This is a genomic window from Methylophaga sp. UBA3192 (assembly GCA_002363955.1).
Taxonomy (GTDB): Bacteria; Pseudomonadota; Gammaproteobacteria; order Nitrosococcales; family Methylophagaceae; genus Methylophaga.
Genome location: DEXE01000007.1, coordinates 406,808 through 433,005 on the forward strand (window position 1 = coordinate 406,808; position 26,198 = coordinate 433,005).

A 26,198-nucleotide genomic window follows, 5' to 3' on the forward strand; every position below is an offset into this window, starting at 1 on the left:
ATCTGCGCTCATTCAACGAGGAACAAATCCATGTACCAAATTAGACTGGTTTTTATGTTACTGATACCCATAATGTTGTTGCAAGCCTGCGCGGCTGTTGTGGTCGGTGGTGCAGCAACCACTGCAGCGGTCGCCTATGATCGCCGAACAGCTGGAGCAGTTTTAGACGATCAAACTATTGAAGCAAAAGCCAAATATGCCATTTTTCAGGATAAAGACATTCACAGCCAAAGTAACATTAACGTGACCAGTTACAATGGCTTTCTGTTGCTGTCTGGTGAAACGCCTACTGAGGCTCTCAAGCAAAAAGCTGAAAACCTGGTTAAAGATATTCCGAAAGTACGTAAGGTGTTTAACGAGCTGGCTATCTCTGGCCCGAGTGCGTTAACTTCACGCAGCAGTGACAGTTGGATCACTACGAAAGTAAAAACCAAAATGACCCAGGATGAAAATGTTGATCCTTTCTTTGTCAAAGTCGTGACTGAACGCGGTGTTGTTTATCTGATGGGTAAAGTTACCCGTGAAGAAGCTGACCAGGCCGTTGCTGTTACACGAACGACTAAAGGTGTTTTACGAGTAGTGAAAATTTTTGAATATATAGATTAACTGTCAGATTGAAGAAAAGCCCCTCTCGCAGGGGCTTTTTTTTAAAAAGGTTTCACCACAGCCAGAATCATCACGGCAATCAAAATTAATACCGGCATTTCGTTAAACCAGCGGTAAAACACGTGACTACGTTGATTGTTATCCGCAGCAAATTGTTTGAGCATGCGACCACACATTCCATGATAAACAAACAGTAACAACACCAGCGTCAGTTTAGCGTGTAACCAGTACATAGTTTTTAATTGTTCCAGCGTGTAATAACTCATTAACCAGATACCTAATAACAGGGCAATAACAGCACTTGGTGTCATGATGCCCCGGTATAATTTTCGCTCCATGATTTTAAACCGTTCGTTACCAGCCCGGTCATCGCACATGGCGTGATAGACAAACAACCTTGGCAGATAAAATAAAGCGGCAAACCAGGTGACAACAGCCATTAAATGAAACGCTTTTACCCACAACATCTGCAATGACTCCTTATTTGAAATAATGATAGTATCAGTCTTACTATAAACAGGAGACCACCAATGTCGGAGGAACGCAGATATTTCAGTCGCATTCCATTTGCTGCTAACGCACATGTCATTGCGCCCCATGGTGATGTCTATTTAAATTGTACGGTTATTGATATCTCGCTGAATGGATTATTGATTGCCCGTCCGGACAATTGGTCAGCAAAGTTGGCTGATGTCTTTAATGTTGATCTATTGCTCGAAAATGCTCAAATTGTGATTAAGATGCAGGCTGAGGTAGCGCATATGGATACACAGAGTATCGGCTTTCACTGCCAGCTGATTGACCTTGACAGTATTACCCATTTAAAAAAGCTGGTTGAACTGAACCTTGCCGATGAAGGCTTATTGCATCGGGAGTTATCCGCCCTGCTGGACATGCCGGATAACTAGAACCAATAATGATCACTGCCAGCCTTCTTTAAGCGCCTCAATAGCCTGTTGTAAATGATGCACGGCTATCACTTTCAAACCTGAAATCGACTTACGCGGTGCATTGGCAGCGGGCACCAAGGCCACTTTAAAGCCGTGTTTACCCGCATCGCGGATTCGTTCTTCGCCTGCCTGAACCGGACGAATTTCCCCCGTTAATCCGACCTCTCCGAAGACCACCCAGTCTTGTGGAATCGCTTTATTACGCAAACTGGAAATAACGGCTGTTAATACCGCCAGATCGGCACCGGTTTCACTGAGTTTAACGCCACCCACCACATTGATAAAGACATCCTGATCATGACAGGTAATACCGCCATGGCGGTGCAAAATAGCCAGTAACATCGCCAGACGGTTTTGTTCCAAACCTACTGAGACACGTCGCGGATTACCCAATGGACTTTCATCGACCAATGCCTGCACTTCCACCAGCATCGGACGACTGCCTTCGCGAATCACTGTGATCATGCTGCCGGGAACGGCCTGTTCTCCACGAGACAAAAAGATGGCTGATGGATTACTGACTTCCTTCAATCCAAGTTCAGTCATCGCAAATACGCCCAGCTCATTAACCGCACCAAAGCGGTTTTTGACTGCACGTAAAATACGGAACCGTGTTGAGCTGTCGCCTTCAAAATACAACACGGTATCGACCATATGTTCCAGAACGCGTGGTCCTGCCAATGCACCCTGTTTGGTGACATGGCCCACCAGAATCATGGTGATACCGCTGGATTTGGCAAAGCGAACTAATTGCGCTGCACTTTCACGCACCTGCGCCACTGTTCCGGGTGCCGATTGCAACAATTCGGTAAACACCGTTTGAATCGAATCAATAACCATTACCTGCGGTTGACGCTGCTGGGCAATCGCCATCATCTGTTCTGCATGGGTTTCCGCCAGTAAATCCACTGGGGTTTCCTGCAATTGCAAACGCTCAGCCCGCAGTCTAATTTGCTGCAGGGATTCTTCACCACTGATATAAAGTGGGTTGATACCACTTAACTCGGCCATACTGGCCATGGCCTGCAATAGTAAAGTCGACTTACCAATACCGGGGTCACCGCCTATCAACACAACAGAACCTGTAACCAGGCCACCGCCCAGCACGCGGTCCAATTCAGGCAGCCCAGTAGACCAGCGGACAGCCTGTTCAGAAGTAATGGTTTTTAATGCCTGAACCGTGTTTTGTTGCTGCCCTGCATAGCCAGTATGTTTATTCAGTGTAGCGGATGGTTTAACACCGCTCTGTACTGATTCCTCAAGATTGTTCCAGGCACCGCAATCGGAACAGCGACCAGCCCATTGCGGTGTCTGCGCACCACATTCACGACAGACATAAACTCTCTTGGCTTTAGCCATTCAAATATTCTCTTTGAACCCTGGGTGTCACACAGGTCAGTAATTCATATGGAATCGTTCCGGCTTTTTCGGCTAACCATTCAACCGTCACCCCATCTGCTCCCCAGATTATTACTTCGTCATCTAATTGTGCTTGCGGACAATCATTCAGGTTGATACAAATTGTATCCATTGAGACACGACCTATAATGGGGGTGTATTGGCCACGAATCATCACAGTTCCAGCGTTGGACAAATGGCGACTATAGCCATCTCCATAGCCAATACTGACGACTCCCATACGCATAGGCTTGTCTGCTGTCCACTGCCCGCCATAACCGACTTGATCACCGGGCTTTAACTGCTGAGTAGCTATCAGTTTGGAGACCAGTTGCATTACCGGTTTCAATCTCAGATCTGCGCCTGACTTGTCAGCAAACGGTGATGCACCATAAAGCATCAGTCCCGGTCTTACCCAATCATAATGCGATTCTGGCAGACTGATAATGGCTGCTGAATTGGCCATACATACTGGTAATCCAGTGCTTTCAGCTAGTTTATGCATAATAGCTAACTGCTGTTGATTTCGTAAATCATCAAGTAAATCTGAGTTGGCAAAATGGCTCATCAAACCATACTGCTCAACCAAATCTTTTCGCTTTTCAAGCTGGTGAATAATTTGTTGAATAGCCGGTTCAGGTAATCCCAGCCGGTGCATTCCGGTTTCCAGCATTAACCAAATAGCGGGTAACGGCCGGTTGATTCCGGCGTTAATAAGCGAATCAAGATGCTGTTGCTGATGGAGCACCGCTGTTAAGCCATAATCTGAAACCAAATGCCACTCTTCAGTACTGCTGACACCTTCAAATATGGTAATCGGCTGTTGAAAGCCATTTTGCCGAAGAGCTAACGCTTCGCTTAATCGTGCCACCGCAAAAGCATCACTTTGGTTTAAAGCTTTGGCAATTTTAATAAACCCATGTCCATAGGCATCGGCTTTAATCACCGACATCACTTTACTATCTGGGGCGTATTGACGAACTTGCTGCAGATTATGTTTCAGTGCTGCCAGATCGATTCGGGCAAACGGATAACGACTCACGATTCATTATCACCGTAATCTTGATAATAAGCAGGGGCAAAATTTTCAAACCGGGTGTATTTGCCCTGGAAGGTTAACGCCACCGTACCGATCGGACCATTACGCTGTTTACTGATAATGATCTCCGCTTTACCCTTTTCTGCAGAATCTTCGTTGTAAACTTCATCACGATAGATAAATACAATGATATCGGCATCCTGCTCAATCGCTCCTGACTCACGCAAATCCGACATAACCGGGCGTTTATTCGGCCGCTGCTCGAGTGAACGATTCAGCTGAGACAAAGCAATAACCGGCACATTTAATTCTTTGGCCAGTGCTTTTAATGAACGGGAGATTTCAGAAATCTCGTTGGTACGGTTTTCAGCCTGTCGGCCATTGGAACTGCCACTCATTAGCTGCAGGTAATCAACAATGATAAGACTAAGGCCATGCTCACGTTTTAAACGTCTTGCCCTGGCCCTGAGTTCAGATGGTGTTAACCCACCGGTATCATCAATAAATAACGGTGCTTCATTTAATAACGCTATTGCCGATGTCAGTCGTGGCCAGTCATCATCATTCAATCGACCGGTACGTAAACGATGCTGATCGATACGGCCTAATGATGACAACATACGCATAGCTAGTGAGTCAGCAGGCATCTCCATACTGAATACCGCAACGGGCTGTTTACTGTGAATCGCGGCATTTTCAGCAATATTCATGGCAAAGGTGGTTTTACCCATCGATGGACGGCCCGCGATAATGACCAAATCAGCAGGCTGTAAACCTGAAGTCTGATCATCAAAATCAATAAAACCGGTCGGTAATCCGGTGATACCACTATCCTGTTCAAACAGCGTATCAATTTTATCAACGACTTTACTCAGGACATCTTTGACCTGAATAAACCCGCCGCCACGTTTTGCACCTTTTTCAGCGATTTCGAAAACGCGACGCTCAGCGGTGTCGAGCATTTCTTCACTATTTCGCCCTTCCGGCGTAAAGGCCATATTGGCAATATTATTACCAATCTGAATCAGCTGACGCAGAATCGAACGTTCACGCACGATTGAAGCATACGCTTTGATATTGGCTGCACTGGGAGTATTGCGCGCGAGGGCGCCAAGATAAGCGAGTTCACCGACTTTATCGAGCTCGCCACGTTGATTATGCCATTCGGCCAGCGTGATGACGTCAACCGGATTAGCCTGTTCCATTAACTCGGCGATGCCGCGGAATATAAGCTGATGATCGTGGCGGTAGAAATCCTGCTCGACCAATAAATCAGAAACCTGCTCCCAGGCACTGTTATCAAGCATTAGTCCGCCCAACACTGATTGTTCAGCTTCAACAGAATGCGGAGGGACCTTCAGGGCCTGAGTTGCGCTGTCTTGATAGCTTTCTGGATAAGTTATCTGTTCCACAGCAATTGTCCAAGCTGATTAAACAAGCATTTGATTCAATATACCTGAATCACAAAAATAACAGGGGCATAGATTTTACTATGCCCCTGTCGTTCAAACTTCTTACTCTTGTTCTTGCGCTTTAGCGATCGCTTCAGCTTCTTCACGTGAAGCTTCACGTGCTTTACGCGCTTCTTCTGCAGCAGCAATGGCTGCAAGTTCAGCTTCTGAAGTGATATTTACTTTCACACTGACGACAACATCAGCATGCAATTGCACATCAATGTTGTATTCACCTGTGTGACGCAAAGGACCTGTTGGTAAACGAACTTCGTTACGATCTACATCAGCACCTTTTGCATTTACCGCATCAGCGATATCCGCAGCAGTGACTGAACCGAACAGTTTACCTTCAACACCAGCATTAGCCATGATATCAACATCACCAGCTGCAACCAGTTTTTTCTCACGTTCTTGAGCTGCAGTAAGTAATTTGGCCGCCGCCGCTTCTAATTCAGCACGACGTTCTTCAAATTTTTCTCTGTTATTCTTGTTGGCAGGCAATGCCTTACCAGCAGGAACCAGATAGTTGCGACCATAGCCAGCTTTAACGCTCACTTCGTCACCCAAATTACCAAGCTTTTGAACTTTTTCCAGCAAAATTACTTGCATCGTTCTAACCCTCATTCGCAGTCAAAGACTGCTTATAAATAACCGCATTACGCTATTGAGCGTTTGCGAAAATTAAACCATTGTTCCAATACACCCAGTGAGGCGGTCAAAATCAACATCTGCGGCAGCATAAGCACCATCAGCACATACATAACCACTAACCAGGCCACCGATTTCTGTTTAGTCCGAACGATTGCATGGGCTACCGCAATACCCTGTATTGCAAACAGCACCAGCAGGACCGGTAAACAATCTATCAATAGCGTCAGCGAGCTGGCTATTGGTGTTAATGACAAGCCCATCAGCACCGCGGTGATTATTGCCAGCGTTTTACCCAACGAAATCTGAGTAAATTCACTGCCAAAAGCACCTTCGTTATAAAGCGCAGCTTGCCACGCACGACCAATCAAAATACCCAGAATAATATTAACGCTAACTGCAGCGGCCATTAACCCCGTCATCATGCCGGCCATTTGGACCAGGAAGTTTTGGGTGTCTGCCGCATTCAGTTGCCATCCAGATTGCTCTGACAGTAATTGAACGAATGGTGTCAACATTTCCTGCCACCATAATGCCGGACTGGACAGGAAAACATGTGCTATCAGTACGACCAGGACACCTGCACCGGCTGCGGCTAAAAGTGCCCGCTCCAGTGATCGACTGTATCCTAATACCAGCGTCACCAAATAAGCCGGTAACCAACTGGTCAGCAATAGTGCCAGAGCAATCCAGATCTGACCTAAAAGCAGTCCGGCTACAATAGCAAATACCACCAATGTTGCCGCCATTACCCGTAGTCCTTCTTTAGGACCTACACGTAAAGTGGCTAACACAATTACCCCGCTAGCGAGATAATTCAGTGGTGGTAGCAACATTGCAGCAACCGATAGCAAAGCCGCTGCAAATGCAGCTTGCCAGCGACCTTTCATTGCAAAATCAGCTATACCGCGCAACATATTATTTTGATCTTAACCTTACAACTGGGAAGCTGAATTACTTGTGCATATCACAGTAAGGCAGCAATGCCAGAAACCGTGCACGTTTTACACAAGTTGACAGCTGACGCTGGAAACGAGCTTTTGTACCGGTAATACGACTTGGGACGATTTTACCTGTTTCAGTAACGAAATTTTTAAGCAGGTTTACGTCTTTATAATCAATTTGTTTCACACCTTCGGCAGTGAAACGACAAAATTTTCTACGTCTGAAAAAACGTGCCATCGTGATATCTCCTGATTAGGCTTGTGAAGCGGGTTTTTCGTCGTCTTTGCGCATCATCGGCGAAGCTTCAGTAACAGCTTCGTCCATGCTGACAACCAGGTGACGAATAACGGCATCATTGAAACGGAACGCAGTGGTGACTTCATTCAATTGCTCAACATCACATTCAACATTCATCAACACGTAATGTGCTTTGTGAACTTTGTTGATTGGATAAGCTAATTGACGACGACCCCAGTCTTCCAGACGGTGAACCTGACCACCAGCAGTAGTCAATGTTTGGGTATAGCGCTCGATCATGCCGGGCACTTGTTCGCTCTGATCAGGGTGGACCAGAAACACGATTTCGTAATGTCTCAATTTGAGCTCCTCACGGTTTATACAGCTTGCTGAAAAATTTCAGAAAGCAAGGAGTTTTACCTATGAAAGGCAATCTAACATTTTACTTTATTTTACTACCTGCTCACAAGCGTCGTTGACGATCCGCTTCAAATAAGCAAACACCAGCGGCTACAGATACGTTGAGACTTTCGGCACCACCTTGCATGGGAATGTGTATAACCTGATCACAGTGGTCTCTGGTTAAACGACGGATGCCCTGACCTTCGGCGCCAAGGATAATCGCTAAAGGTCCTTTAAGATCTGCCTGATACAGACTCATTTCGCTATCACCTGAGGTGCCCACTAACCAGATACCCCGTTGCTGCAAATCTCTTAACACGCGCGCAAGATTAGTGACCTGAATAAAGGGTAAGCGTTCAGCAGCACCACTGGAAATTTTAATTGCGGTCGGCGTCAAACCAGATGCACGATCTTTGGGTGCAATCACCGCATGTGCTCCGGCCGCTTCTGCCGTTCGCAGACAAGCGCCAAGATTATGCGGATCCTGAACACCATCCAGAATTAATAGAAATGGCGTTTGCTGCAAATTATCCAGCAATACATCCAAATCTGTTTCATCAAGAATAGCCAACGGATGACAACGGGCAACACAGCCCTGATGTCGATTTTCCGGAACCATATCATCCAGTTGCTGACGCTGGGTTTTATGTAAACGTATTCCCAAATCACCCGCTAGCTTATATATAGTTTCAACACGTTGATCATGTCGCTCATCCGAAATCCAGATTTCGGCCACGCGTGAAACAGGCGACTCTAGAGCCGCCTGTACTGCATGCAAACCAAAAATCAGGTCTTGCGATGGTGCCTGGTTTCTATCTGATGTGCCTTTACGGCGTTTGGTAGGCTTCAGCTTCCTGTCCCTCTACAATAGGTTTTACAATTATTTCCACACGACGATTCAACTGTCGCCCGGCTTCGGTATCATTTGTGGCACGCGGTTCAAGTTCACCACGTCCCATTGGTACCAGACGTTCTTTCAGCACACCTCGTGCCGCAAAATAGTTGGTTACGGATTGGGCTCTACGTTCAGAAAGTTGCTGGTTATAATTTTCTGACCCTTTGCTGTCTGTATGTCCGATGACATGAATTATGGTCTTGGGATAACGCTGCAGCACATCAGCGACTTTATTCAACGTCGGTTCAAACGCGGGTTTGATGGCTGAGCTATCAAAATCAAAAGATACTTCGTTTGAAATATCAATTTTCAATGATTCGTCCTGCAGTTGCTGAATTTGCAATTCATTACGGGCTTGTTCCTGAGCCAACGCCTCATTCATTTCACGTTGCTGGTTATCCATATAACGTCCCACACCGGCACCGGCCAGCGTACCGACAGCAGCACCGGCTATTACGCCACCGGCACCATCATCAATGGCATATCCGATAATTGAACCGGCAGCCGCACCAATTGCTGCACCTCTTTTAGTTCGCATATTGGGATCGTCTGCCGCACAGCCTGACAAAATGATCGCCGATGATATGGCTGAGACTAATAAGATTTTTTTCATTGTTATGACTCCTCACTATTGCGTAGCATTCTAGACCCTAAGCGATATGCTGACTATACTTGTTTTCTAACTTCCTATGCGAGAAACAGTGCTCATGGATCGTGAATTTATTGCTGTCAAAATTGCCATTTTGACGATTTCTGATACCCGCACAGAAACCGACGACATATCCGGTAAAACGTTAAAAGACCGCTTGCTCTCTGCGGGTCATGAACTTGCCGACAAACAGATTGTTACTGATGATATTTATCAGATTCGCGCCATTGTTTCGCGATGGATTTGCGATGAGCAGGTTGATGTCATTATCACTACCGGCGGCACCGGGCTGACCGGAAGAGATGGCACCCCGGAAGCCGTTCAGGTACTGTTTGATAAAGAAATTAATGGGTTTGGTGAGCTGTTCCGACAAATCTCTTATGACGTTATCCGCACATCAACCATACAATCAAGAGCCATCGCCGGCGTAGCAAATGGTACGTTTATCTTTTGTCTTCCGGGGTCATCCGGCGCGTGTAAAACGGCTTGGGATGACATTCTACAACATCAGCTGGATGTCCGGCACAGGCCTTGCAACTTTGTTGAACTGATTCCTCGATTGCGCGAAAAATGATTAATCTGCAATTATTTTCCACGGCTGGATGCCATTTATGCGAGCTTGCAATTGAACAGGTCATTACGCTCGCCATCGCCGAACAGATAAATTTACATGTCGTTGAGATCGGTGACGATGATGATCTGGTAGAACAATATGGCGTTCGCATTCCAGTCATCAAGTTTTCTGATAACAGTGAAATAAACTGGCCATTTAATCAAAATGATATTCTGCAGAAAATTGCCTGGGAGACTACGGAACTTTAACGCTTATTTCATCTCTTAATTTAACTGTTAAGTTAACTGCATCGGAGCCAATGAATGAAAGCGTTGATCTGGCCTTTTTTAGTATTTTGGTCTGTTTCCGCACCATTAATTGCTGCTGAATTTCCAGCGATTCCCGGAAAACGTTTCGATGTTGGCGGCTATCAGTTGCACATTAATTGTACTGGCTCCGGCAGTCCCACTGTTATTGTGGATGTTGGTCTTGGCGATGATTCCACTGACTGGCAGCTTATACAGCAAGCCGTTTCAAATCATTCAAAGATATGTGTTTTTGATCGACCGGGTTACGGTTGGAGTGATTTTGGTCCATCGCCAAGAACCAGTAACAGAATTGCCGATGAATTAGAGACATTACTTGAACAGGCCGATATTCCTCCGCCATATATACTGGTGGGCCATTCATTTGGTGGATACAACATCCGTATTTTTGCAGCGAATAACCCTCAGATGGTCGCGGGCATGGTGCTGGTTGATGCCTCTCATGAAGATCAATACAAACAATTTCAAATCAAACTACCCAACAATTTCAATCGACGTGGCACCATCATGATTTTGCCGAAATCCACGGATAGTATGGCACATGCGAATAAACCTCCAATATTACGTGAACGTGCCTTTCATGCCGCCAGAGCAGAAATTTCAGCTCTGGATGAAAGTTCAGTGCAATTACAGAAAAATTCAGCTTTACCGGTCGTACCATTAATCGTAATCAGCCGTGGAAAACCAGAGTGGTATGGTGATTTAAGCCAACAGCAACGTGAAAAAACCTGGATTACTTTGCAACAGGATTTGTCGCGTTTATCTCCTATCAGTACACATATGTTTGCCCATCAAAGTGGTCATGCTATTCCTCATGAACAGCCTGAGATTATTATTGAAGCCATTGAACAAATAGTGAGTCAGGTGCACGCCCGCAACACCCTCTAAAAACAGTTATACTGGTTGCTTTTTTTCAGCTGGATAACATGACTGTTCTTTACATTGATTCGGATGCGGCGTTAACACAATTTTGCCAGGATATTCAGGACAGCCATTGGCTGGCTATCGATACAGAGTTTCTGCGTGAAAAAACCTACTACCCCCAACTATGCCTGATCCAGATTGCCAACGATGATGTTATTGCCTGTGTTGATCCTATCGCTGTAAAAGATCTGACACCATTACTTGATCTACTTTATCAACCGCAAATAACCCTGGTGTTTCATGCTGCACGACAGGATCTGGAGCTACTGTATTTGTTAAAAAATGCACTTCCACAAAACCTGTTTGATACGCAGTTGGCCGCGACTATTCTGGGTGATGGTGATCAGATTGGATATGGCAACCTGGTTAAGCAGCGACTCAATGTCAATCTGGATAAAGCGCATTCCCGTGCGGATTGGACACAGCGACCTTTAAGCGCTGAACAACTGGAATATGCTGCTGATGATGTGCGTTATCTGCGTGAACTTTATCATCAGATGTCTGCCGATTTGGAAAAGCAGCAACGCACTGAATGGCTCAAAGAAGATTTTTCAGCCCTTGCTAACGCTGATAATTATATTGCAGACCCTGAAACCATCTGGCGCAAAATCCGTGGGGCAGGTAAATTGAAGGGCGTTCAGCTGGCCATACTTCAACAACTGGCAGCATGGCGTGAACAACGGGCAATCGATCGTGATCGCCCGAGACGCTGGATAATCAAAGATGAAGTCATGTTGGATCTGGCACGATTTGCACCGGAAAAGATAGAAAAACTCAGTCAGATTCGCGGTCTTGAAGCCCGGGATATTGAACGTAATGGCCGGGCCATTATTGACGTAATCAGTAAAGCCAAACAAACGCCGCCTGAAGCGTGGCCGATTTTACTTAAACCTGAACCACTGAGTAATCAACAGGAAGCTCTGATTGATGCACTGATGGCTTTATTACGTAAATTCTGTGATGAACAATCCGTCACGCCCATTGCTGTTGCCAGTCGTAAAGATATAGAAAAGCTTGTTCGCGGTGAAACCGAACTGGCTTTATTACAAGGATGGCGTTATCAGATTGTGGGACATCACCTGACTGCATTTATTGACGGTCATTTGTCTGTCACGGCTGATATACAACAGATTCATACAAAAGAGGTATAAATAAAGATGTCGGTACTTATCTGTGGCTCATTTGCCTACGACAATATTATGGTGTTTCCGGATCAATTCAAAAATCACATTCTGCCCGACAAAGTGCATATGTTGAATGTAGCGTTTCTGGTGCCGGAGTTACGTCGTGAGTTTGGTGGCTGTGCCGGCAATATCGCTTTTAATATGAAAATGCTGGGTGATGAACCGGTACCGATGGGAACAGTCGGCAGTGATTTTGGTACGTATGCCGCATGGATGGATAAATTTGCCATCAATCGCCGGCATGTACATGTCAAAGACGATCATTTCACAGCACAGGCCTATATCACCACTGATATTGATGATAATCAGATCACCGCTTTTCATCCCGGAGCCATGAACCTGGCCCATGAAACTAAAATCACCGAAGCGCAAAATATCAGGCTGGGCATTATCGCTCCGGATGGTCGTGACGGTATGATTCAACACGCTCAGCAATTTGCGGATGCCGGCATTCCATTTATTTTTGATCCGGGCCAGGGGTTGCCGATGTTTGATGGCGAGGATTTGCTGCAATTTGCCCGGCAGGCAACCTATATCGCCTTGAATGATTATGAAGCGCAGTTATTTGAAGATAGAACCGGCCTGCCACCCGGAGAAATTGCCAAACAGGTTGAGGCGCTTATCATTACTCGTGGCGCCCAGGGATCGCATATTTATACCGCGGGAAAACGTATTGATATACCCTGTGCCAAAGCCGAAAAAGTCGTGGATCCAACAGGTTGCGGCGATGCATATCGTGCCGGATTATTACATGGCATTTTGCACGGCAAGGATTGGGAAATGACTGGACGTATTGCGTCATTATTAGGTGCCATCAAAATTGAACAGCATGGCACTCAGAATCATCAATTTACCGCTGAAAGCTTTGCTGCACGATTTGAACAAAACTTTGGCATGACTTTAAGTTAGATTTTGTATAAAGCTCTGAGACTGCCCACAGCAGTTTCAGAGCAAATAATGACAAAGCTGTAATACCATCGCGGCAAAAACTCCGGCGATTACATCATCCAGCATAATGCCAAAACCACCATGTAACTTGCGGTCGGCCAATGAAATCGGCCATGGCTTCCAGATATCAAATAATCTGAATAACACAAATCCCAAAAGCATCCACTGCCAACCGGCCGGGGCAGCAATCATTGTGATCAGATAACCGACAATCTCATCCCAAACCACGGCAGAGGGATCGTCCTGTTTCAACCAGTTAACAGCTTGCTGACAAATCCAGATCCCGGCAAAAAATGCGATGAAAGTGATGAGTAAGTAACTCAGCATCCCGACATCGTGGATCAGCCAATAGATTGGTAATGCGGCTATTGTGCCCATCGTACCAGGCGCTTTCGGGGATAATCCGCTTCCAAACCCATAGGCAAGTAAGCATGCCGGTCGTTTAAGCAAATCCAGCAATGTAACCTTATTTGGAGAAGTGGTCATAACCTGCCCTGATATTTAAGAATGGCTTCCAGTGACCCTGCTCGCCTTGATAATAAATGCCGGTATCGTCTGTGATTTCACCAATCACATGGATCAGGTTCGGAAACTGTTGTTTGAGCCCCGCCACTTTGTCTGCAGTTGCGGTAAAACATAATTCGTAATCGTCGCCACCGGTCAACGCCAGTTGTGTAGCAAGTTCCAGGGGTAATTTTTGCAACACAGCAGAAAACGGTAAAGCCGATAAATCCAGCTTTGCCCCTTTATTACTGGCGTTAAGGATATGAGTTAAGTCAGCTAATAAACCATCCGAAATATCAATGGCTGCATGTGCCTGACCAGCCAGTTGCTGACCGATTTGATTTCGTGGGGTCGGCATTTCCAGTCGCTGCAACAGATATTCGATATCTGTATCGCTTAACGCTGATTTATCTAACTGCCCTAACTTATATTGTAAAGCGGCAGCGGCATCACCAAGACAGCCTGTAACACATATCAAATCAGCCGGTTTAGCGGCATTACGCCGAAGCATATTTTCAGCCTGAAGATGACCATGCACCTGAATGGTGATGGATAACGGTCCTCGTGTCGTATCACCACCAACCAATTGAATTCGATGCTGTTTAGCGATTTCAGCTAAACCGGCTGAAAACTGTTTAAGCCACTTGTCGTTTATCTCCGTCAACGTCAGAGCGAGAGTAAACCATGCCGGCTCCGCACCCATTGCAGCAAGATCACTGAGATTGACCGCCAGCGCTTTAATGCCTAATCGATAGGGATCAACATCGGCAAAAAAATGTGTACCTTGCACCAAGGTATCAATGGAAACTGCCGTCAACGTATTTGCAGGAGTGTATAAAACAGCGCAATCATCTCCAATACCGACTACTACATCATCACGCTCCGCAGTTAACGTATTGAAATAGTGGTGGATAAGTGAAAATTCGGGTGATAAATTCATTTAAAAAAGCCCCGTCAGGATGGTTGCATCTTTTCGGGGCTGAGAATCAATTCGATTTTTTCTGGGCTCGAGAGACCTTGGCGGCCTGGTATTCTGCCTGGCGCAGACGAGCACCCATTTTATCCAGAACACCATTAACATACTTATGGCCTTGTTCTCCACCAAAGGACTTGGCGAGCTCTACAGCTTCATTCAATACCACCCGATAAGGGATATCCGGACGGTGCATATATTCAAAAACAGCCAAACGCAAGACCGAAACCTCAACAGGATCCACAGCGGATAAACTTCTATCCACCGCATGAGCCAGTTCAGCATCAATGGTATCAATTTCTTTGGTCACGCCGTCAACCAGCACTTGAAAATAGTTTTTGTCGATTTTATTGGCGTACTCGGCCATAACAAAATCCATCGTGTCTTTTTCAGGCGCCTGATTGTTGACAAGTGATTGATAAAGCGCTTGCACAGCAGCACGTCTAGCCTGGGTCCGGGGCAGTCCACCAGCCATTTACTTGGCATCTCCGATTTGACGTAATACATTAACCATTTCGATAGTGCTCATTGCCGCTTCAGCCCCTTTATTGCCAGCTTTAGTACCTGCACGCTCAATCGCCTGTTCAATTGTATCCACCGTCAACACACCAAAGGCAATCGGAATATCCAGTTGCAATGTCAGCTGACCCAGGCCTTTCGAACACTCACCTGCGACAAATTCAAAATGTGGTGTACCACCACGAATAACCGCGCCTAAGGCAATGATGGCATCGTATTTTTCAGTTTTGCCCATACGTTGTACGGCTAATGGAATTTCTACTGCGCCTGGAACACGGGCGATTTCAATATCTTTTTCCGCTGCTCCGTGACGTAATAAAGTATCGACTGCACCTGCAATCAGATTATCAACGATAAAGTCATTGAAACGGCCAGCAACGATACCTACTCGTATGCCTTTTGCGGAAAAGTCACCTGAAAAGGTTTTGATATTGCTCATATTTCAGAAATGTCCATTAGAGATAAAAAAGGTATTGTACTGTGTTTAAAAATGAATGCCTAACAGTCAGTTACAGCCAGCGTTGCTTTTCTGCAGCCGTTTTATTGCGTGCATGCGGCAAACCATCCGGATCGGCTTCAACCACTGTCCATTGGTAAGGCGTTTGATCAATGCGTACTGCCGTCAACTGCTCTCCCCACACCGCCCCACTGTCCAATGAAAAGACGTTGTCATACTGGCCTGTTCCTAATTGCGACCAATGACCAAATACAATCCTGTCATTGACGCTGGCGCGATTAGGCATCATGAACCAGGGTTTCTGCTCAGCCGGTTTATCTTCAGGTGCACCTTTGAATTTCAGTGCCAGACTGCCATCTTCATGACAATAACGTAAGCGGGTGAAACAGTTGGTAATAAAGCGTAATCGATCCCAGCCGGTTAAGTCAGCAGACCAGCGTTTGGGTTTATTACCGTACATATGCTTGAAGAAATCACGCCAGTTATCAGATTGAAGCACTGACTCCACTTCAGCTGCTCTGGCTAGCGCTTCATCAATGCTCCATTCGGGTGGTAATCCGGCATGAACCATCGAAAACTGTAATTCACTATCGTGGTAAAACAAAGGCTGATGTCGTAACCAGTAGACCAGTTCATCCCGATCTTCAGCATTCAGCACTGAATCAATCGTATCCAGTCGATGACTGTACTCAACGATGCCGGCAGCATGCGCCAGCATATGCAGATCATGATTCCCCAGCACAACTTTAGCTGTCTGCTCACCCAGGTTGCGAACAAAACGCAGGGTATCTAATGATTTTGGTCCACGGTTAACCAGATCTCCGGCAAGCCATATCTGATCCCACTGAGGATCAAATTGGAGTGTTTCGAGTAACTTGATCAGCTCGTCGAAACACCCCTGAACATCACCAATTGCATAAACTGCCATTTTGCTGGTGAATTAACGGCGACGAAACAATGGTTCAGGCCTTAATACTGTTGCCTGATAGCTTTCACTGAAATCATCAAATGCGGCTAGAGCTTGTGTCAGCCGATTCGGGTTTGCCAGTTCAAAACTATTGATACCGCACTGCGACATGTAAAACAGCTGGTCGTATAACACATCACCCTGAGCGCGGATTTCACCTTTAAAGTTATACCGGTCACGCAACAAACGGGCATAGGAGTAACAACGTCCGTCTGTAAATGCCGGAAATAACAATACAACGAGTTGAAAGCGGCCTAAATCCGGAACGATTTCCTCTAATGGATCATCCCCGGATAAACGAATGCCCAAGCCACCTTCGTGATGACTTAATGTCTCGTGCTGTTCCTGCCAACGTGTTATTGAAACCGTAATATTTCCAGCAACCAGAGCCGCCTCATCATCCAGATGCTGCCAGTTGTCTTCAACGATCTCGCGATCTTTAATGATCTGCTGCATAAACACGCTCCTTGAATGGATCTACGCCAATCCGGCGTACAGTCGCGAGGAAACTCTCATCTTCATAGCGTAAATCGATATAGGCATCCAGTAAGTGCGCTACCGTATCGACCACCTCATCTTTTGGAATAGCCCGACCAAGACGCTCACCAAGCGAAGCATCAGCCTCGGAACTGCCGCCCAGAGTAAATTGATACCACTCCTCACCTTTTTTATCGACGCCCAGAATACCGATATGCCCGACGCTCTGATGGGCACAGCCATTCATACAGCCTGAAAATTTGATTTTGATATCGCCCAGATCATGCAGGTAATCCAAATCATCGAACCGTTGGGCAATACCTTTGGATAATGGGATGGATGTGGCATTGGCCAGACCACAGTAATCCAGACCGGGACAGCAGATAATATCTGTCAGGGTATTGATATTAGGTGTGGCCAGATTTTCTGCATTCAAACGTAACCACAGGGCATACAAATCCGCTTGTTTTACATCGGTATAAACCAGGTTTTGTGTATGGGTGGAGCGCACTTCGCCAAAACTGAATTCATCCGCCAGGTCTGCGACGACTTCAAGCTGTTCAGAGGTAATATCCCCAGGTGCCTGGCCCGGTTTTTTCAACGAAACATAGACTGCACGGTAGCCTGAAACTTTATGGTCCGCAGTATTTTGCTTGACCCAAAGTGCAAATTCCTTGTCCTGTGCTAACAGATCCGCATAACTGCTGTCTGAATCAGCTGCATCCAATTCATAAGCAGGCTCGGTGAAATACTGTTTTACCCGTTCGACTTCTTTTTTATCCAGTTTCAACTGGTCACGGATATGTACCCACTCCGCTTCAACCAGTTCACGGATATGGTTGATACCGTGTTCACGAACGGTAATTTTGATACGTGCTTTATATTTGTTATCACGGCGACCCAAACGGTTATAGACACGCAGAATCGCTTCAAGATAGGACAACAAATCCTGTTTTTCCAGGAAAGGACGAATCTGTTCACCAATGATTGGGGTACGACCCAAACCACCACCCACCAGCACTTCAAAACCGACGTCACCTTCGTGATTTTTCACCAGATGCAAGCCGATATCATGCAACTTGGTTGCCGCGCGATCTTCATGGGATCCCACAACGGCAATTTTGAATTTGCGTGGTAAGTAGGCAAATTCCGGATGGAATGTTGACCACTGACGAATGATCTCAGCCCAGGGCCGTGGGTCTTCAATTTCATTGGCATTAACACCAGCCAGCTGATCTGAAGTGGTGTTACGAATGCAGTTACCACTGCTTTGAATCGCATGCATTTGCACGCTGGCCAATTCGGCCAGAATATCCGGTACATCCTCCAGTTTGGGCCAGTTCATTTGGAAATTCTGCCGCGTGGTGAAATGGACAAAACCTTTATCGTACCGACGTGCAACTTCAGCAATTTTACGAACCTGGCGGGATGACATCATCCCGTAAGGTACTGCAACACGGAGCATCGGCGCATGGATCTGAATGTATAAGCCATTCATCAGCCGCAGTGGGCGGAATTGTTCTTCAGTTAATTCACCAGCAAGGAAACGACGTGTCTGATCACGGAATTGCGCTACTCGCTGATCAATCATCGTTTGATCATACTTATCGTATTGATACATTTATGGTCTCTAAACGGTTTCAATGGAACCGCATATTATAACGATGACGGCTTATAACAGGAAATTATAAATGGCTATATCAATATTATTAAACACTTAAAAATCTGTCTAAAGCTCATTAAATCCAGTCGCTATTTCATCAACAGGAATCTGCGGATGAAATGCCTCAGAACTTCTGCAGACACGGAATTCGCGGCAACCGGCATCGTCCTCAGCTAACTAACAATAATTATTATGTGAAGATGTCACATGATTTGAAATATGCCATATTACGCAAATGAAAAAAATGCAATTAATTGCAGCGTTGCAAGCCATTCTGCCGGAATCAGCGATTCTTTCCAGCAAAGAATCCCAAAAACCTTTTGAATGCGATGGACTATCTGCTTATCGGCAATTACCTTTATTGACGGTATTGCCGGATACCATTGAGCAAATTCAGGCTATCTGTAAGCTCTGTAACCAGCAGCAGATTCCTCTGGTTGCCCGTGGCGCAGGTACCGGATTATCTGGCGGCGCACTGCCTCATGAAGAAGGTATTCTGCTCAATCTGGCCAAGTTCAATCAAATTTTATCAATAGATATTCCAAACCGCAGTGTCCGGGTGCAACCCGGCGTGCGTAACCTGGCAATTTCAGAAGCAGTGGCCCAGTACGGTTTGTATTACGCCCCGGATCCATCCTCACAGATTGCCTGTACTATCGGAGGCAATGTCGCCGAAAATTCCGGTGGCGTACATTGCCTGAAATATGGTTTAACGGTGCATAACATTCTGGAGCTCAAAGTAGTCATGGCTGATGGGGAACTGCTCACCATCGGTTCACAGGCTTATGACAGTGCGGGTTTTGACTTACTGGCGCTAATGACGGGTTCGGAGGGGTTACTGGGTATTATTGTTGAAGTCACGGTAAAGCTGTTGCCTAAACCTGAACGTACCCAAGTGATCCTGGCCGCCTTTGATGATGTAGCCAAAGCCGGCCGCGCCGTTGCCGATATTATTGCCGCAGGGATTATTCCGGCGGGTCTGGAAATGATGGACAAACTGGCCATTCAGGCTGCTGAAGCCTTTGTTCATGCAGGCTATCCACTGGAGGCTGAAGCCATCTTACTATGTGAAATTGATGGCAATAATGAAGAAGTTTCAGAGCATATTATGAAGGTTCATCACGTTCTGGAAAACAGTGATCCGATCAGCTTTGCGACGGCAGAGTCTGAGCAGCAGCGGAATTTGTTCTGGGCCGGACGCAAAGCGGCATTTCCTGCGGTTGGTCGACTTTCACCGGATTATTACTGTATGGATGGCACCATTCCCAAACAACATTTAGCTGCAGTGCTGCAGGAAATTCAGCGCTTATCCAGACATCACGAATTGGCGGTCGCTAATGTATTTCATGCGGGGGATGGCAATTTGCATCCATTGATTCTTTATGATGCTAATAACGCTGGGGAATTGGTTAAAGCAGAACATTTCGGTGCAGATATACTTAAATTGTGCGTTCAGGCAGGTGGCAGTATTACCGGCGAGCACGGCGTTGGCATCGAAAAAATCGATCAGATGTGCAATCAATTTGCTACGGATGAACTGGCACAGTTTCATTCGGTAAAAGCAGCCTTTGATCCGCAGGGTATTCTGAATCCGGGAAAAGCTGTCCCGACCCTGCATCGCTGTGCTGAACTGGGCGCAATGCATGTGCATCATGGTGAGCTTCCCCATCCGGAATTAGAGCGTTTCTGATGGCAGATATAAGTAAAACTATTCAACAGCAGATATTAACGGCCGTTGAAACTCAACAGCCAGTTAATCTTCGAGGTGGAAATACCAAGTCATTTCTGTATCACGCAAAACCTGGCGAAACGTTGTCATTGCAAGCACATCAAGGCATCGTAAATTACCAACCAACCGAGTTGGTTGTTACCGCTTATGCCGGGACTAAACTCAATGACTTGCAGAGTACACTGGCAGAACACAATCAACGCCTGCCATTTGACCCACCGCATTTCGGCGACGATGCCACGCTGGGTGGCGCCATCGCGACGGGATTATCAGGTTCCATCAGGCCGTTCACCGGCAGCGCCCGTGATTATGTGCTTGGTTGCCGGATCATCAATGGCAAAGGCCAGATAATGCAGTTTGGCGGACAGGTGATGAAAAATGTAGCGGGCTATGATGTCTCAAGACTCATGGTCGGAGCCATGGGCAGTTTAGGTGTATTACTGGAAATCAGTCTTAAAGTTCTGCCGATTCCCGCCAGCGAATGCTATCTATCACAGTCGCGCGATACGCAGGATGCATTACGAATGATGCAAACGCTGGCTGCGCAAAATCTGCCACTCTCAGGACTGGCTTATGATGGTAAAGCTGTGCATATTCGGCTGGCAGGCGCTGAAGCCGCTGTACGTGCAGCCCGACAGAAGCTCGGTGGTGAACATCATAAGGCGGATGTGTTCTGGACTCTGGTCAATGAACAACAACATCGTTTCTTTGATGGTGAAATACCTTTATGGAGAGTTTCAGTACCACCCGCCACAGTCAATTTACCCATTTCAGGTAAACAGCTAGTCGATTGGGCAGGCGGTTTGCGCTGGGTGAAAACCGATGAAAGTGCTGAAAAAATCTTCACATTAGCTGCCCGCCATCATGGCCATGCGCAACTGTTTCGTACCGCAAAATTAACAGAAATACGTCGGCAACCATTAAACAGTGGCTTAAAACGATTGCATCAACAATTGAAACAAAGCTTTGATCCGCACGGTATATTCAACCGCGGCCAGCTTTATCCAGAGTTTTAATTATGCAAACCAGACTCGCAGCAAAATACGCCAATACTGAAAAAGGCCTGACTGCTGAATCGATTATCCGCAACTGTGTGCATTGTGGATTTTGCAATGCTACCTGCCCTACCTATCAGTTACTGGGTGATGAGCGCGATGGTCCTCGTGGCCGAATTTACCTGATAAAACAGGTGTTTGAGGGGGTATCGCCAACACGAGAAACACAAGTTCATCTGGATCAATGTCTCACCTGTCGCGCCTGTGAATCAACCTGCCCTTCAGGAGTGGAGTTTGCCAAGTTGGCGGATATTGGTCGCATGGAAGTGGACACATTGGTCAACAGACCTTTTGTAGATCGCCTGATAAGAAAATTATTGCTTCAGACTGTACCTTATCCCGCCACATTTCGCCCATTGTTAAAGACGGCCAATCTGTTCAAACCACTACTCCCACAAAGCGTAAAAGCCAGATTAATACCTGTACAAAAAACCAGACCGCTCATCCAGCAAACTCACCAACGCTTTATGCTGGTTTTAGCCGGTTGTGTGCAATCGGTCAGTAGTCCGAATACCAATCAGGCCGCAGCAAACGTTTTAGATAAACTGCAGATTAGTCTGCTGGAAGCACCCAAAGCGGGTTGCTGTGGTGCATTGGCACAGCATCTGTCCGCGGAAGAAAAAGCATCCAATCAAATGAAACAGAATATTGATGCCTGGTGGCCGTTTATTGAACATGGCTGTGAAGCGATAGTGATGACCGCCAGTGGTTGCGGAAGTACAGTAAAAGACTATGGCTATTTGCTGCGAAATGACAAAGTCTATGCAGAAAAAGCTGCCAAAGTCAGCGAACTCAGCAAAGATATCGCTGAAGTGATTGCTGCTGAAGATTTATCTGTATGGCAAAATCTGGGTGTTGGCAGCACTATTGCGTTTCAATCTCCCTGTTCGTTACAGCATGGGCAGCAACTAACAGGACTCGTGGAAACGATTTTGCAACAACTTGGATTCACCACTCCGGTTATCAATGATGCACATATCTGCTGCGGCTCAGCAGGCAGTTATTCGTTATTGCAGCCCAAATTATCTCAATCGTTACGTTTACAGAAATTGTCGGCTTTGGAAGCATCACAACCGGATAAAATTGTTACGGCCAATATTGGTTGTCAGCTATACCTTTCAACACCGAGTCGTCCTGTGAATCATTGGATTGAAATGCTTGCGGAGCGAATTGAACATGGCTAATACAAAACGTATGAAACAGCGTATCTGGATCCTGTTCGGCTTTGCCATTTTGATCTTTCTGGGAAGCTTTTATGAGCCTGAGCCACAACGTAATCAAATCTCTCCTGCTGGAAGTGTTGAACAATTATTTGAACAGCGGCAAAGTGATGTTCAAATCGAGGTGGCCGGAACCGTTACCAGGCTGTTAGCAGATGATAATAAAGGCAGTCGTCATCAACGGTTTGTTATTGAACTGGCCAGCGGGCAGACCTTATTAATCGTTCACAATATCGATTTGGCACCCAGAATTAATGAGATTAAAGAAGGCGATGATGTCCGTGTTTATGGTGAATATATCTGGAATGATAAAGGTGGCTTAATCCACTGGACGCATCATGATCCAGCCAACCGTCATCCTCATGGCTGGATAAGGCATCAGGGCAGACTCTATCAGTAATGCTGTTGATGAGAGAGATATTTCAACTCAGGCTGATACGGTTATGAAAGATAAACTCACACTGCAACCCGCATCCAGCTTTCCACCCATCGTTGGCCATGAACCACGGATTTTGATTCTCGGTTCCATGCCTGGTATTGAATCATTAAAACAACAACGTTATTACGCCCATCCACGCAATGCTTTCTGGCCAATCATAACGTCATTTTTTGGGCAATCTGTTAAGTTGGACTACCCACAACGCTGTGATTTATTAATACAAAAACGGATTGCCGTATGGGATGTATTGAAAAGCTGCCGCCGCCCGGGAAGTCTGGATCAGCATATTGAAACGGAATCGATGGTTGCCAATGATTTTGTGGAGTTACTGCAGCGTCATCCGTCAATAAGACAGATCTTTTTTAATGGTGGCAAAGCGGAACAGGTATTCAAACGTTATGTAATAAAACAGTTGGAAGCCGCCGACATATTATTAAACTACCAAAGGCTACCCTCAACCAGCCCGGCGCATGCCGCTATGAAATTTGAAACCAAACAACAGCTCTGGCATCAAGCGTTATCAGCGCCACCAATCGGATGAGACTGTTGCCAAAGACTCAAAACTTGGTTTGGCAAAATAAAATCCCTGAAACAACTCAATCCCCATCTCCTGTAAAACATAAAGTTCATCTGCAGATTCGATACCTTCGGCTATCACGGTAATATCCAAATCATTACAGAAAGCGATGATGCCTCGCGTAATGGACTGCCTGACTTTATCATTATGGATATTGCGTATTAACGCCATATCCAATTTTACTAAATCAGTCTGCATATTTGCCAGCAGGTTCAACCCCGCATAGCCAGCCCCAAAATCATCTATGGCAGTTGAAAATCCCTGCTGCTGATAAGACTGAATAATGTCCTGCAAGTGAACATGGTCAGTAATCTGCTCACCTTCAGTCACTTCGAAAATAATGCGTTCAATCGGGAAGTTATAGATTTCAGCAGCCTCGAGTGTCGTCCTGATACACAACTCAGGTTTGTACACTGCATTGGGCATAAAGTTGATGCTGAGTTTAGAATCGATGTTAAGTTCTGCAGCAAGTTTAATCGCTTTAACCCGACAGGCCTGATCAAAACGATAGCGGTTACTCTGATTTACATTATCAAAAACATGGGCCGCACCTTGCCCATCCACCCCCCGAACAAGTGCTTCCTGCGCATACACCGTTCGGCTGTTTGTATTCACAATCGGCTGGAAAGCCATGGAAAAATCAAATCCAAGTAAACCGCTGTTGAAACACTCGCCACAACCAATCTTTCTAAAATCTGCTTGTTCTTTCATTATTCACCATCCCGGTTTCGCAGAATGTAACCTAAATCATTGTCCGCTACTCAAACCGGTTCACATAATTCGCTAAATTTTTAAAATTTACCCTAACAGCTTTCAATAAGATGACAAAACAGCAGTATTGCCTCAATAACATAAAGCAAAGCATTCACAAGATTTAATGAAATAAGAATGGAATCTCGAAAAGTTATCGAGTGAAAACCGGATGGTAAAATCAGGCCGCGAACACGGCCTGATTTATTTAGATTTACTTCAGTAAATCACTGATATCCTTAGCATCCCAATGAGGGAAATGTTTTCGGATTAATGCATTTAATTCGACTTCAAATGCAGAAACATGAGTTGTTGTATCTTCATTTATCATACCGGTAATCGCTTCGGTAATCATGCCCGCACCAATGGTGACATTAGTCAGACGATCAATCACGATAAAAGCACCGGTAGTGCGATTACGCTTATAAGCATCAAACACAACTGGTTTATTTAATGAAAATTCACATAAACCGATTTCGTTCAGTTTCAGTTCTGTCACAACGTTATGGGCCAATGTATTCACATCAACCTGATGATCAACCTGAGTCATTACACCTGTACTGTCAGAAACGCCAACCTTGATGTTGTATTGTTTGTTTGCCACCAGCGGTTGCTCTGTCATCCATACCACCATGGCTTTAAAACGGCTGGACACATGTGGCTGATGATCCCGATGCACAATCATATCGCCACGGCTTACATCCACTTCATCCTGCAGGGTAACGGTTATCGATTCACCCGGAACGGCATGATCCAGCTCACCATCATAGGTTACCAGTGCTTTGACTTTGCTTTCTTTGCCTGAAGGCAAAACGGTAATTTCATCCCCCGGCTTCAGAATACCCGCAGATAATGTGCCGCAGTAGCCGCGGAAATTCAGGTTCGGGCGGTTAACGTATTGCACCGGGAAACGGGCGTCTTCGGTATTGGCATCCTTCCCAATCTCGATGTTTTCCAACAGCTCCATCATTGTGCTGCCCTGATACCAGGGCATGTTTTCACTTCTGTTCACCACATTATCGCCGTTCAAGGCAGACATCGGTACAAAGTGAATATCTTCGATTTCCAGTTCACGGGCAAATTCGCTGTAGGCTTTACGAATATCATTAAAGACCTGTTCGCTGAAATCCATCAAATCCATTTTATTAATGGCAACAATAATGTGCTTGATACCCAGTAATGAAGCAATAAAACTATGGCGGCGGGTTTGTGTCTGCATTCCGTAACGAGCATCAATCAGAATAACCGCCAGCTGACAGGTTGATGCACCGGTGGCCATGTTACGGGTGTACTGTTCATGACCTGGCGTATCAGCAATGATAAATTTACGTTTGGTGGTGGAGAAATAACGATACGCTACGTCAATGGTAATACCCTGCTCACGTTCCGCCTGCAACCCATCAACCAGTAACGCCAGATCCACCTGATTTCCTGTGGTTCCGGATTTCACACTATCGCGGGTCACCGCTTCCAACTGATCTTCATAGATCATTTTGGAATCATGTAACAGTCGTCCAATCAGCGTACTTTTTCCATCATCCACATTACCGCAGGTCAGAAAACGCAGCAGTTCCTTGTTTTCGTGTTGCTTGAGATAGGCTTCGATATCGGTCGCAATCAGCGCATCAGTTTCGTATGTCATGTTGAGTGCCTGGTTTAATTATCTTTAACGGGTCAAGATGCCCAGCAATTTGAGCATCGTATTCAATT

30 protein-coding genes and 1 pseudogene are annotated in these 26,198 nt (G+C 45.9%); 12 read left to right on the forward strand and 19 right to left on the reverse strand.

Features of this window, described 5'->3' with window-relative positions:
* Window positions 1–30: 30 nt before the first annotated feature.
* Window positions 31–606, forward strand: coding sequence for a BON domain-containing protein (locus B2337_RS12945; protein ID WP_292361871.1), 576 nt, complete (start codon window positions 31–33; stop codon window positions 604–606).
* 41 nt (window positions 607–647) lie between these two features.
* Here the strand turns inward: B2337_RS12945 and hemJ are convergent, their stop codons facing one another.
* Window positions 648–1,079, reverse strand: coding sequence for a protoporphyrinogen oxidase HemJ (gene hemJ, locus B2337_RS12950; RefSeq protein ID WP_339612297.1), 432 nt, complete (start codon window positions 1,077–1,079; stop codon window positions 648–650).
* Between the two features lie 57 nt (window positions 1,080–1,136).
* Between hemJ and B2337_RS12955 the strand changes: the two genes are divergently transcribed.
* The gene (locus tag B2337_RS12955) at window positions 1,137–1,514 is read left to right on the forward strand and encodes a PilZ domain-containing protein (RefSeq protein ID WP_292414737.1); all 378 of its coding nucleotides are present in this window, start codon (window positions 1,137–1,139) and stop codon (window positions 1,512–1,514) included.
* Window positions 1,515–1,526: 12 nt separating this feature from the next.
* Here B2337_RS12955 and radA read toward each other — a convergent pair whose 3' ends face one another.
* The 9 genes and pseudogenes from radA to B2337_RS13000 form a co-directional block, all read right to left on the reverse strand.
* On the reverse strand, window positions 1,527–2,915 hold the full coding sequence (radA, locus tag B2337_RS12960; RefSeq protein ID WP_292414736.1) for a DNA repair protein RadA: 1,389 nt from the start codon (window positions 2,913–2,915) through the stop codon (window positions 1,527–1,529).
* Window positions 2,908–3,996, reverse strand: a complete 1,089-nt coding sequence (gene alr, locus B2337_RS12965; protein WP_292414735.1) for an alanine racemase — start codon at window positions 3,994–3,996, stop codon at window positions 2,908–2,910. The genes radA and alr overlap by 8 nt, the downstream gene beginning before the upstream one ends.
* Window positions 3,993–5,405 carry a replicative DNA helicase gene (gene dnaB, locus B2337_RS12970; RefSeq protein WP_292361866.1) on the reverse strand — a complete coding sequence of 471 codons (1,413 nt, stop codon included), beginning with the start codon at window positions 5,403–5,405 and terminating at the stop codon, window positions 3,993–3,995. The genes alr and dnaB overlap by 4 nt, the downstream gene beginning before the upstream one ends.
* A 207-nt stretch (window positions 5,406–5,612) precedes the next feature.
* Window positions 5,613–6,056, reverse strand: a pseudogene (gene rplI, locus B2337_RS12975) (50S ribosomal protein L9); the annotation flags it as partial.
* A 47-nt stretch (window positions 6,057–6,103) separates the two neighbouring features.
* On the reverse strand, window positions 6,104–7,012 hold the full coding sequence (locus B2337_RS12980; protein ID WP_292414734.1) for a DUF2232 domain-containing protein: 909 nt from the start codon (window positions 7,010–7,012) through the stop codon (window positions 6,104–6,106).
* 37 nt (window positions 7,013–7,049) lie between these two features.
* Window positions 7,050–7,277, reverse strand: coding sequence for a 30S ribosomal protein S18 (gene rpsR / locus B2337_RS12985; protein ID WP_292357806.1), 228 nt, complete (start codon window positions 7,275–7,277; stop codon window positions 7,050–7,052).
* A gap of 15 nt (window positions 7,278–7,292) precedes the next feature.
* Complete coding sequence (gene rpsF, locus B2337_RS12990) at window positions 7,293–7,637, reverse strand: 30S ribosomal protein S6 (RefSeq protein WP_292361864.1); 345 nt, start codon at window positions 7,635–7,637, stop codon at window positions 7,293–7,295.
* Window positions 7,638–7,740: 103 nt separating this feature from the next.
* Window positions 7,741–8,469 (reverse strand): 23S rRNA (guanosine(2251)-2'-O)-methyltransferase RlmB, encoded by a 729-nt coding sequence (gene rlmB, locus B2337_RS12995; RefSeq protein WP_292414751.1) that lies wholly within the window; start codon window positions 8,467–8,469, stop codon window positions 7,741–7,743.
* A gap of 37 nt (window positions 8,470–8,506) precedes the next feature.
* Window positions 8,507–9,187, reverse strand: coding sequence for an OmpA family protein (locus B2337_RS13000; RefSeq protein ID WP_292414733.1), 681 nt, complete (start codon window positions 9,185–9,187; stop codon window positions 8,507–8,509).
* Window positions 9,188–9,281: 94 nt separating this feature from the next.
* Here B2337_RS13000 and moaB point away from each other — a divergent pair, with 94 nt between their 5' ends.
* From moaB to B2337_RS13025, 5 genes are read left to right on the forward strand one after another with little or no spacing between them, the layout of a single operon-like run.
* Complete coding sequence (moaB, locus tag B2337_RS13005) at window positions 9,282–9,797, forward strand: molybdenum cofactor biosynthesis protein B (RefSeq protein ID WP_292361862.1); 516 nt, start codon at window positions 9,282–9,284, stop codon at window positions 9,795–9,797.
* Entirely contained in the window at window positions 9,794–10,045 is a 252-nt protein-coding gene (locus tag B2337_RS13010) for a glutaredoxin family protein (protein WP_292361861.1), read from the forward strand. The genes moaB and B2337_RS13010 overlap by 4 nt, the downstream gene beginning before the upstream one ends.
* Window positions 10,046–10,099: 54 nt before the next feature.
* Window positions 10,100–10,990 (forward strand): alpha/beta fold hydrolase, encoded by an 891-nt coding sequence (locus B2337_RS13015; RefSeq protein ID WP_292361860.1) that lies wholly within the window; start codon window positions 10,100–10,102, stop codon window positions 10,988–10,990.
* Between the two features lie 38 nt (window positions 10,991–11,028).
* On the forward strand, window positions 11,029–12,177 hold the full coding sequence (gene rnd, locus B2337_RS13020; protein ID WP_292361859.1) for a ribonuclease D: 1,149 nt from the start codon (window positions 11,029–11,031) through the stop codon (window positions 12,175–12,177).
* Between the two features lie 6 nt (window positions 12,178–12,183).
* Complete coding sequence (locus tag B2337_RS13025; protein ID WP_292361858.1) at window positions 12,184–13,119, forward strand: carbohydrate kinase family protein; 936 nt, start codon at window positions 12,184–12,186, stop codon at window positions 13,117–13,119.
* 36 nt (window positions 13,120–13,155) lie between these two features.
* Here B2337_RS13025 and B2337_RS13030 read toward each other — a convergent pair whose 3' ends face one another.
* The 7 genes from B2337_RS13030 to B2337_RS13060 form a co-directional block, all read right to left on the reverse strand.
* Window positions 13,156–13,644: a phosphatidylglycerophosphatase A family protein gene (locus B2337_RS13030; RefSeq protein ID WP_292361857.1), complete on the reverse strand. Its 489-nt coding sequence runs from the start codon at window positions 13,642–13,644 to the stop codon at window positions 13,156–13,158.
* Entirely contained in the window at window positions 13,625–14,602 is a 978-nt protein-coding gene (gene thiL, locus B2337_RS13035) for a thiamine-phosphate kinase (protein ID WP_292361856.1), read from the reverse strand. The genes B2337_RS13030 and thiL overlap by 20 nt, the downstream gene beginning before the upstream one ends.
* 46 nt (window positions 14,603–14,648) lie before the next feature.
* Window positions 14,649–15,110 (reverse strand): transcription antitermination factor NusB, encoded by a 462-nt coding sequence (nusB, locus tag B2337_RS13040; protein ID WP_292361855.1) that lies wholly within the window; start codon window positions 15,108–15,110, stop codon window positions 14,649–14,651.
* Window positions 15,111–15,593, reverse strand: a complete 483-nt coding sequence (gene ribE / locus B2337_RS13045) for a 6,7-dimethyl-8-ribityllumazine synthase (protein WP_292361854.1) — start codon at window positions 15,591–15,593, stop codon at window positions 15,111–15,113.
* Window positions 15,594–15,663: 70 nt separating this feature from the next.
* Window positions 15,664–16,539, reverse strand: coding sequence for a symmetrical bis(5'-nucleosyl)-tetraphosphatase (locus tag B2337_RS13050; protein ID WP_292361853.1), 876 nt, complete (start codon window positions 16,537–16,539; stop codon window positions 15,664–15,666).
* A 12-nt stretch (window positions 16,540–16,551) separates the two neighbouring features.
* A complete protein-coding gene (locus B2337_RS13055) occupies window positions 16,552–17,034 on the reverse strand; it encodes a DUF934 domain-containing protein (RefSeq protein WP_292361852.1) in 483 nt (160 codons plus the stop codon).
* Window positions 17,018–18,646 carry a nitrite/sulfite reductase gene (locus tag B2337_RS13060; RefSeq protein WP_292742706.1) on the reverse strand — a complete coding sequence of 543 codons (1,629 nt, stop codon included), beginning with the start codon at window positions 18,644–18,646 and terminating at the stop codon, window positions 17,018–17,020. The genes B2337_RS13055 and B2337_RS13060 overlap by 17 nt, the downstream gene beginning before the upstream one ends.
* Before the next feature lie 316 nt (window positions 18,647–18,962).
* On the opposite strand from B2337_RS13060, the gene B2337_RS13065 reads away from it, so the two are divergent.
* Genes B2337_RS13065 through B2337_RS13085 form a run of 5 tightly spaced genes read left to right on the forward strand, consistent with a single transcriptional unit; the run spans window position 18,963 to window position 23,702 of the window.
* The gene (locus B2337_RS13065) at window positions 18,963–20,408 is read left to right on the forward strand and encodes an FAD-linked oxidase C-terminal domain-containing protein (protein ID WP_292414732.1); all 1,446 of its coding nucleotides are present in this window, start codon (window positions 18,963–18,965) and stop codon (window positions 20,406–20,408) included.
* Window positions 20,408–21,463 carry a glycolate oxidase subunit GlcE gene (gene glcE / locus B2337_RS13070; RefSeq protein WP_292414731.1) on the forward strand — a complete coding sequence of 352 codons (1,056 nt, stop codon included), beginning with the start codon at window positions 20,408–20,410 and terminating at the stop codon, window positions 21,461–21,463. Before B2337_RS13065 ends, glcE begins: the two co-directional genes overlap by 1 nt.
* Before the next feature lie 2 nt (window positions 21,464–21,465).
* Window positions 21,466–22,686: a glycolate oxidase subunit GlcF gene (glcF, locus tag B2337_RS13075; RefSeq protein WP_292361848.1), complete on the forward strand. Its 1,221-nt coding sequence runs from the start codon at window positions 21,466–21,468 to the stop codon at window positions 22,684–22,686.
* Complete coding sequence (locus B2337_RS13080; protein WP_292414730.1) at window positions 22,679–23,122, forward strand: DUF3465 domain-containing protein; 444 nt, start codon at window positions 22,679–22,681, stop codon at window positions 23,120–23,122. The genes glcF and B2337_RS13080 overlap by 8 nt, the downstream gene beginning before the upstream one ends.
* Window positions 23,123–23,165: 43 nt before the next feature.
* Entirely contained in the window at window positions 23,166–23,702 is a 537-nt protein-coding gene (locus B2337_RS13085) for a DNA-deoxyinosine glycosylase (RefSeq protein WP_292361846.1), read from the forward strand.
* On the opposite strand, the gene B2337_RS13090 is transcribed toward B2337_RS13085, so the two are convergent.
* The gene (locus B2337_RS13090; protein ID WP_292361845.1) at window positions 23,682–24,449 is read right to left on the reverse strand and encodes an EAL domain-containing protein; all 768 of its coding nucleotides are present in this window, start codon (window positions 24,447–24,449) and stop codon (window positions 23,682–23,684) included. The two genes, B2337_RS13085 and B2337_RS13090, sit on opposite strands and share 21 nt — an antisense overlap.
* A gap of 253 nt (window positions 24,450–24,702) precedes the next feature.
* On the reverse strand, window positions 24,703–26,130 hold the full coding sequence (gene cysN / locus B2337_RS13095; protein ID WP_292361844.1) for a sulfate adenylyltransferase subunit CysN: 1,428 nt from the start codon (window positions 26,128–26,130) through the stop codon (window positions 24,703–24,705).
* Between the last annotated feature and the right edge of the window lie 68 nt (window positions 26,131–26,198).

Bases quoted from the DNA above. Each gene is read 5' to 3' on its own strand.
- B2337_RS12980 (WP_292414734.1), bottom strand. From the start codon at position 7,012: ATGTTGCGCGGTATAGCTGATTTTGCAATGAAAGGTCGCTGGCAAGCT.
- moaB (WP_292361862.1), top strand. From the start codon at position 9,282: ATGGATCGTGAATTTATTGCTGTCAAAATTGCCATTTTGACGATTTCT.
- B2337_RS13060 (WP_292742706.1), bottom strand. From the start codon at position 18,646: ATGATTGATCAGCGAGTAGCGCAATTCCGTGATCAGACACGTCGTTTC.
- ribE (WP_292361854.1), bottom strand. From the start codon at position 15,593: ATGAGCAATATCAAAACCTTTTCAGGTGACTTTTCCGCAAAAGGCATA.
- rnd (WP_292361859.1), top strand. From the start codon at position 11,029: ATGACTGTTCTTTACATTGATTCGGATGCGGCGTTAACACAATTTTGC.
- radA (WP_292414736.1), bottom strand. From the start codon at position 2,915: ATGGCTAAAGCCAAGAGAGTTTATGTCTGTCGTGAATGTGGTGCGCAG.
- B2337_RS13055 (WP_292361852.1), bottom strand. From the start codon at position 17,034: ATGCAGCAGATCATTAAAGATCGCGAGATCGTTGAAGACAACTGGCAG.
- B2337_RS12955 (WP_292414737.1), top strand. From the start codon at position 1,137: ATGTCGGAGGAACGCAGATATTTCAGTCGCATTCCATTTGCTGCTAAC.
- glcE (WP_292414731.1), top strand. From the start codon at position 20,408: ATGGCAGATATAAGTAAAACTATTCAACAGCAGATATTAACGGCCGTT.
- B2337_RS13010 (WP_292361861.1), top strand. From the start codon at position 9,794: ATGATTAATCTGCAATTATTTTCCACGGCTGGATGCCATTTATGCGAG.
- B2337_RS13080 (WP_292414730.1), top strand. From the start codon at position 22,679: ATGGCTAATACAAAACGTATGAAACAGCGTATCTGGATCCTGTTCGGC.
- thiL (WP_292361856.1), bottom strand. From the start codon at position 14,602: ATGAATTTATCACCCGAATTTTCACTTATCCACCACTATTTCAATACG.
- B2337_RS13065 (WP_292414732.1), top strand. From the start codon at position 18,963: ATGCAATTAATTGCAGCGTTGCAAGCCATTCTGCCGGAATCAGCGATT.
- B2337_RS13015 (WP_292361860.1), top strand. From the start codon at position 10,100: ATGAAAGCGTTGATCTGGCCTTTTTTAGTATTTTGGTCTGTTTCCGCA.
- nusB (WP_292361855.1), bottom strand. From the start codon at position 15,110: ATGGCTGGTGGACTGCCCCGGACCCAGGCTAGACGTGCTGCTGTGCAA.
- cysN (WP_292361844.1), bottom strand. From the start codon at position 26,130: ATGACATACGAAACTGATGCGCTGATTGCGACCGATATCGAAGCCTAT.
- B2337_RS13025 (WP_292361858.1), top strand. From the start codon at position 12,184: ATGTCGGTACTTATCTGTGGCTCATTTGCCTACGACAATATTATGGTG.
- B2337_RS13050 (WP_292361853.1), bottom strand. From the start codon at position 16,539: ATGGCAGTTTATGCAATTGGTGATGTTCAGGGGTGTTTCGACGAGCTG.
- B2337_RS13000 (WP_292414733.1), bottom strand. From the start codon at position 9,187: ATGAAAAAAATCTTATTAGTCTCAGCCATATCATCGGCGATCATTTTG.
- rpsR (WP_292357806.1), bottom strand. From the start codon at position 7,277: ATGGCACGTTTTTTCAGACGTAGAAAATTTTGTCGTTTCACTGCCGAA.
- B2337_RS13090 (WP_292361845.1), bottom strand. From the start codon at position 24,449: ATGAAAGAACAAGCAGATTTTAGAAAGATTGGTTGTGGCGAGTGTTTC.
- B2337_RS13085 (WP_292361846.1), top strand. From the start codon at position 23,166: ATGAAAGATAAACTCACACTGCAACCCGCATCCAGCTTTCCACCCATC.
- B2337_RS13030 (WP_292361857.1), bottom strand. From the start codon at position 13,644: ATGACCACTTCTCCAAATAAGGTTACATTGCTGGATTTGCTTAAACGA.
- glcF (WP_292361848.1), top strand. From the start codon at position 21,466: ATGCAAACCAGACTCGCAGCAAAATACGCCAATACTGAAAAAGGCCTG.
- B2337_RS12945 (WP_292361871.1), top strand. From the start codon at position 31: ATGTACCAAATTAGACTGGTTTTTATGTTACTGATACCCATAATGTTG.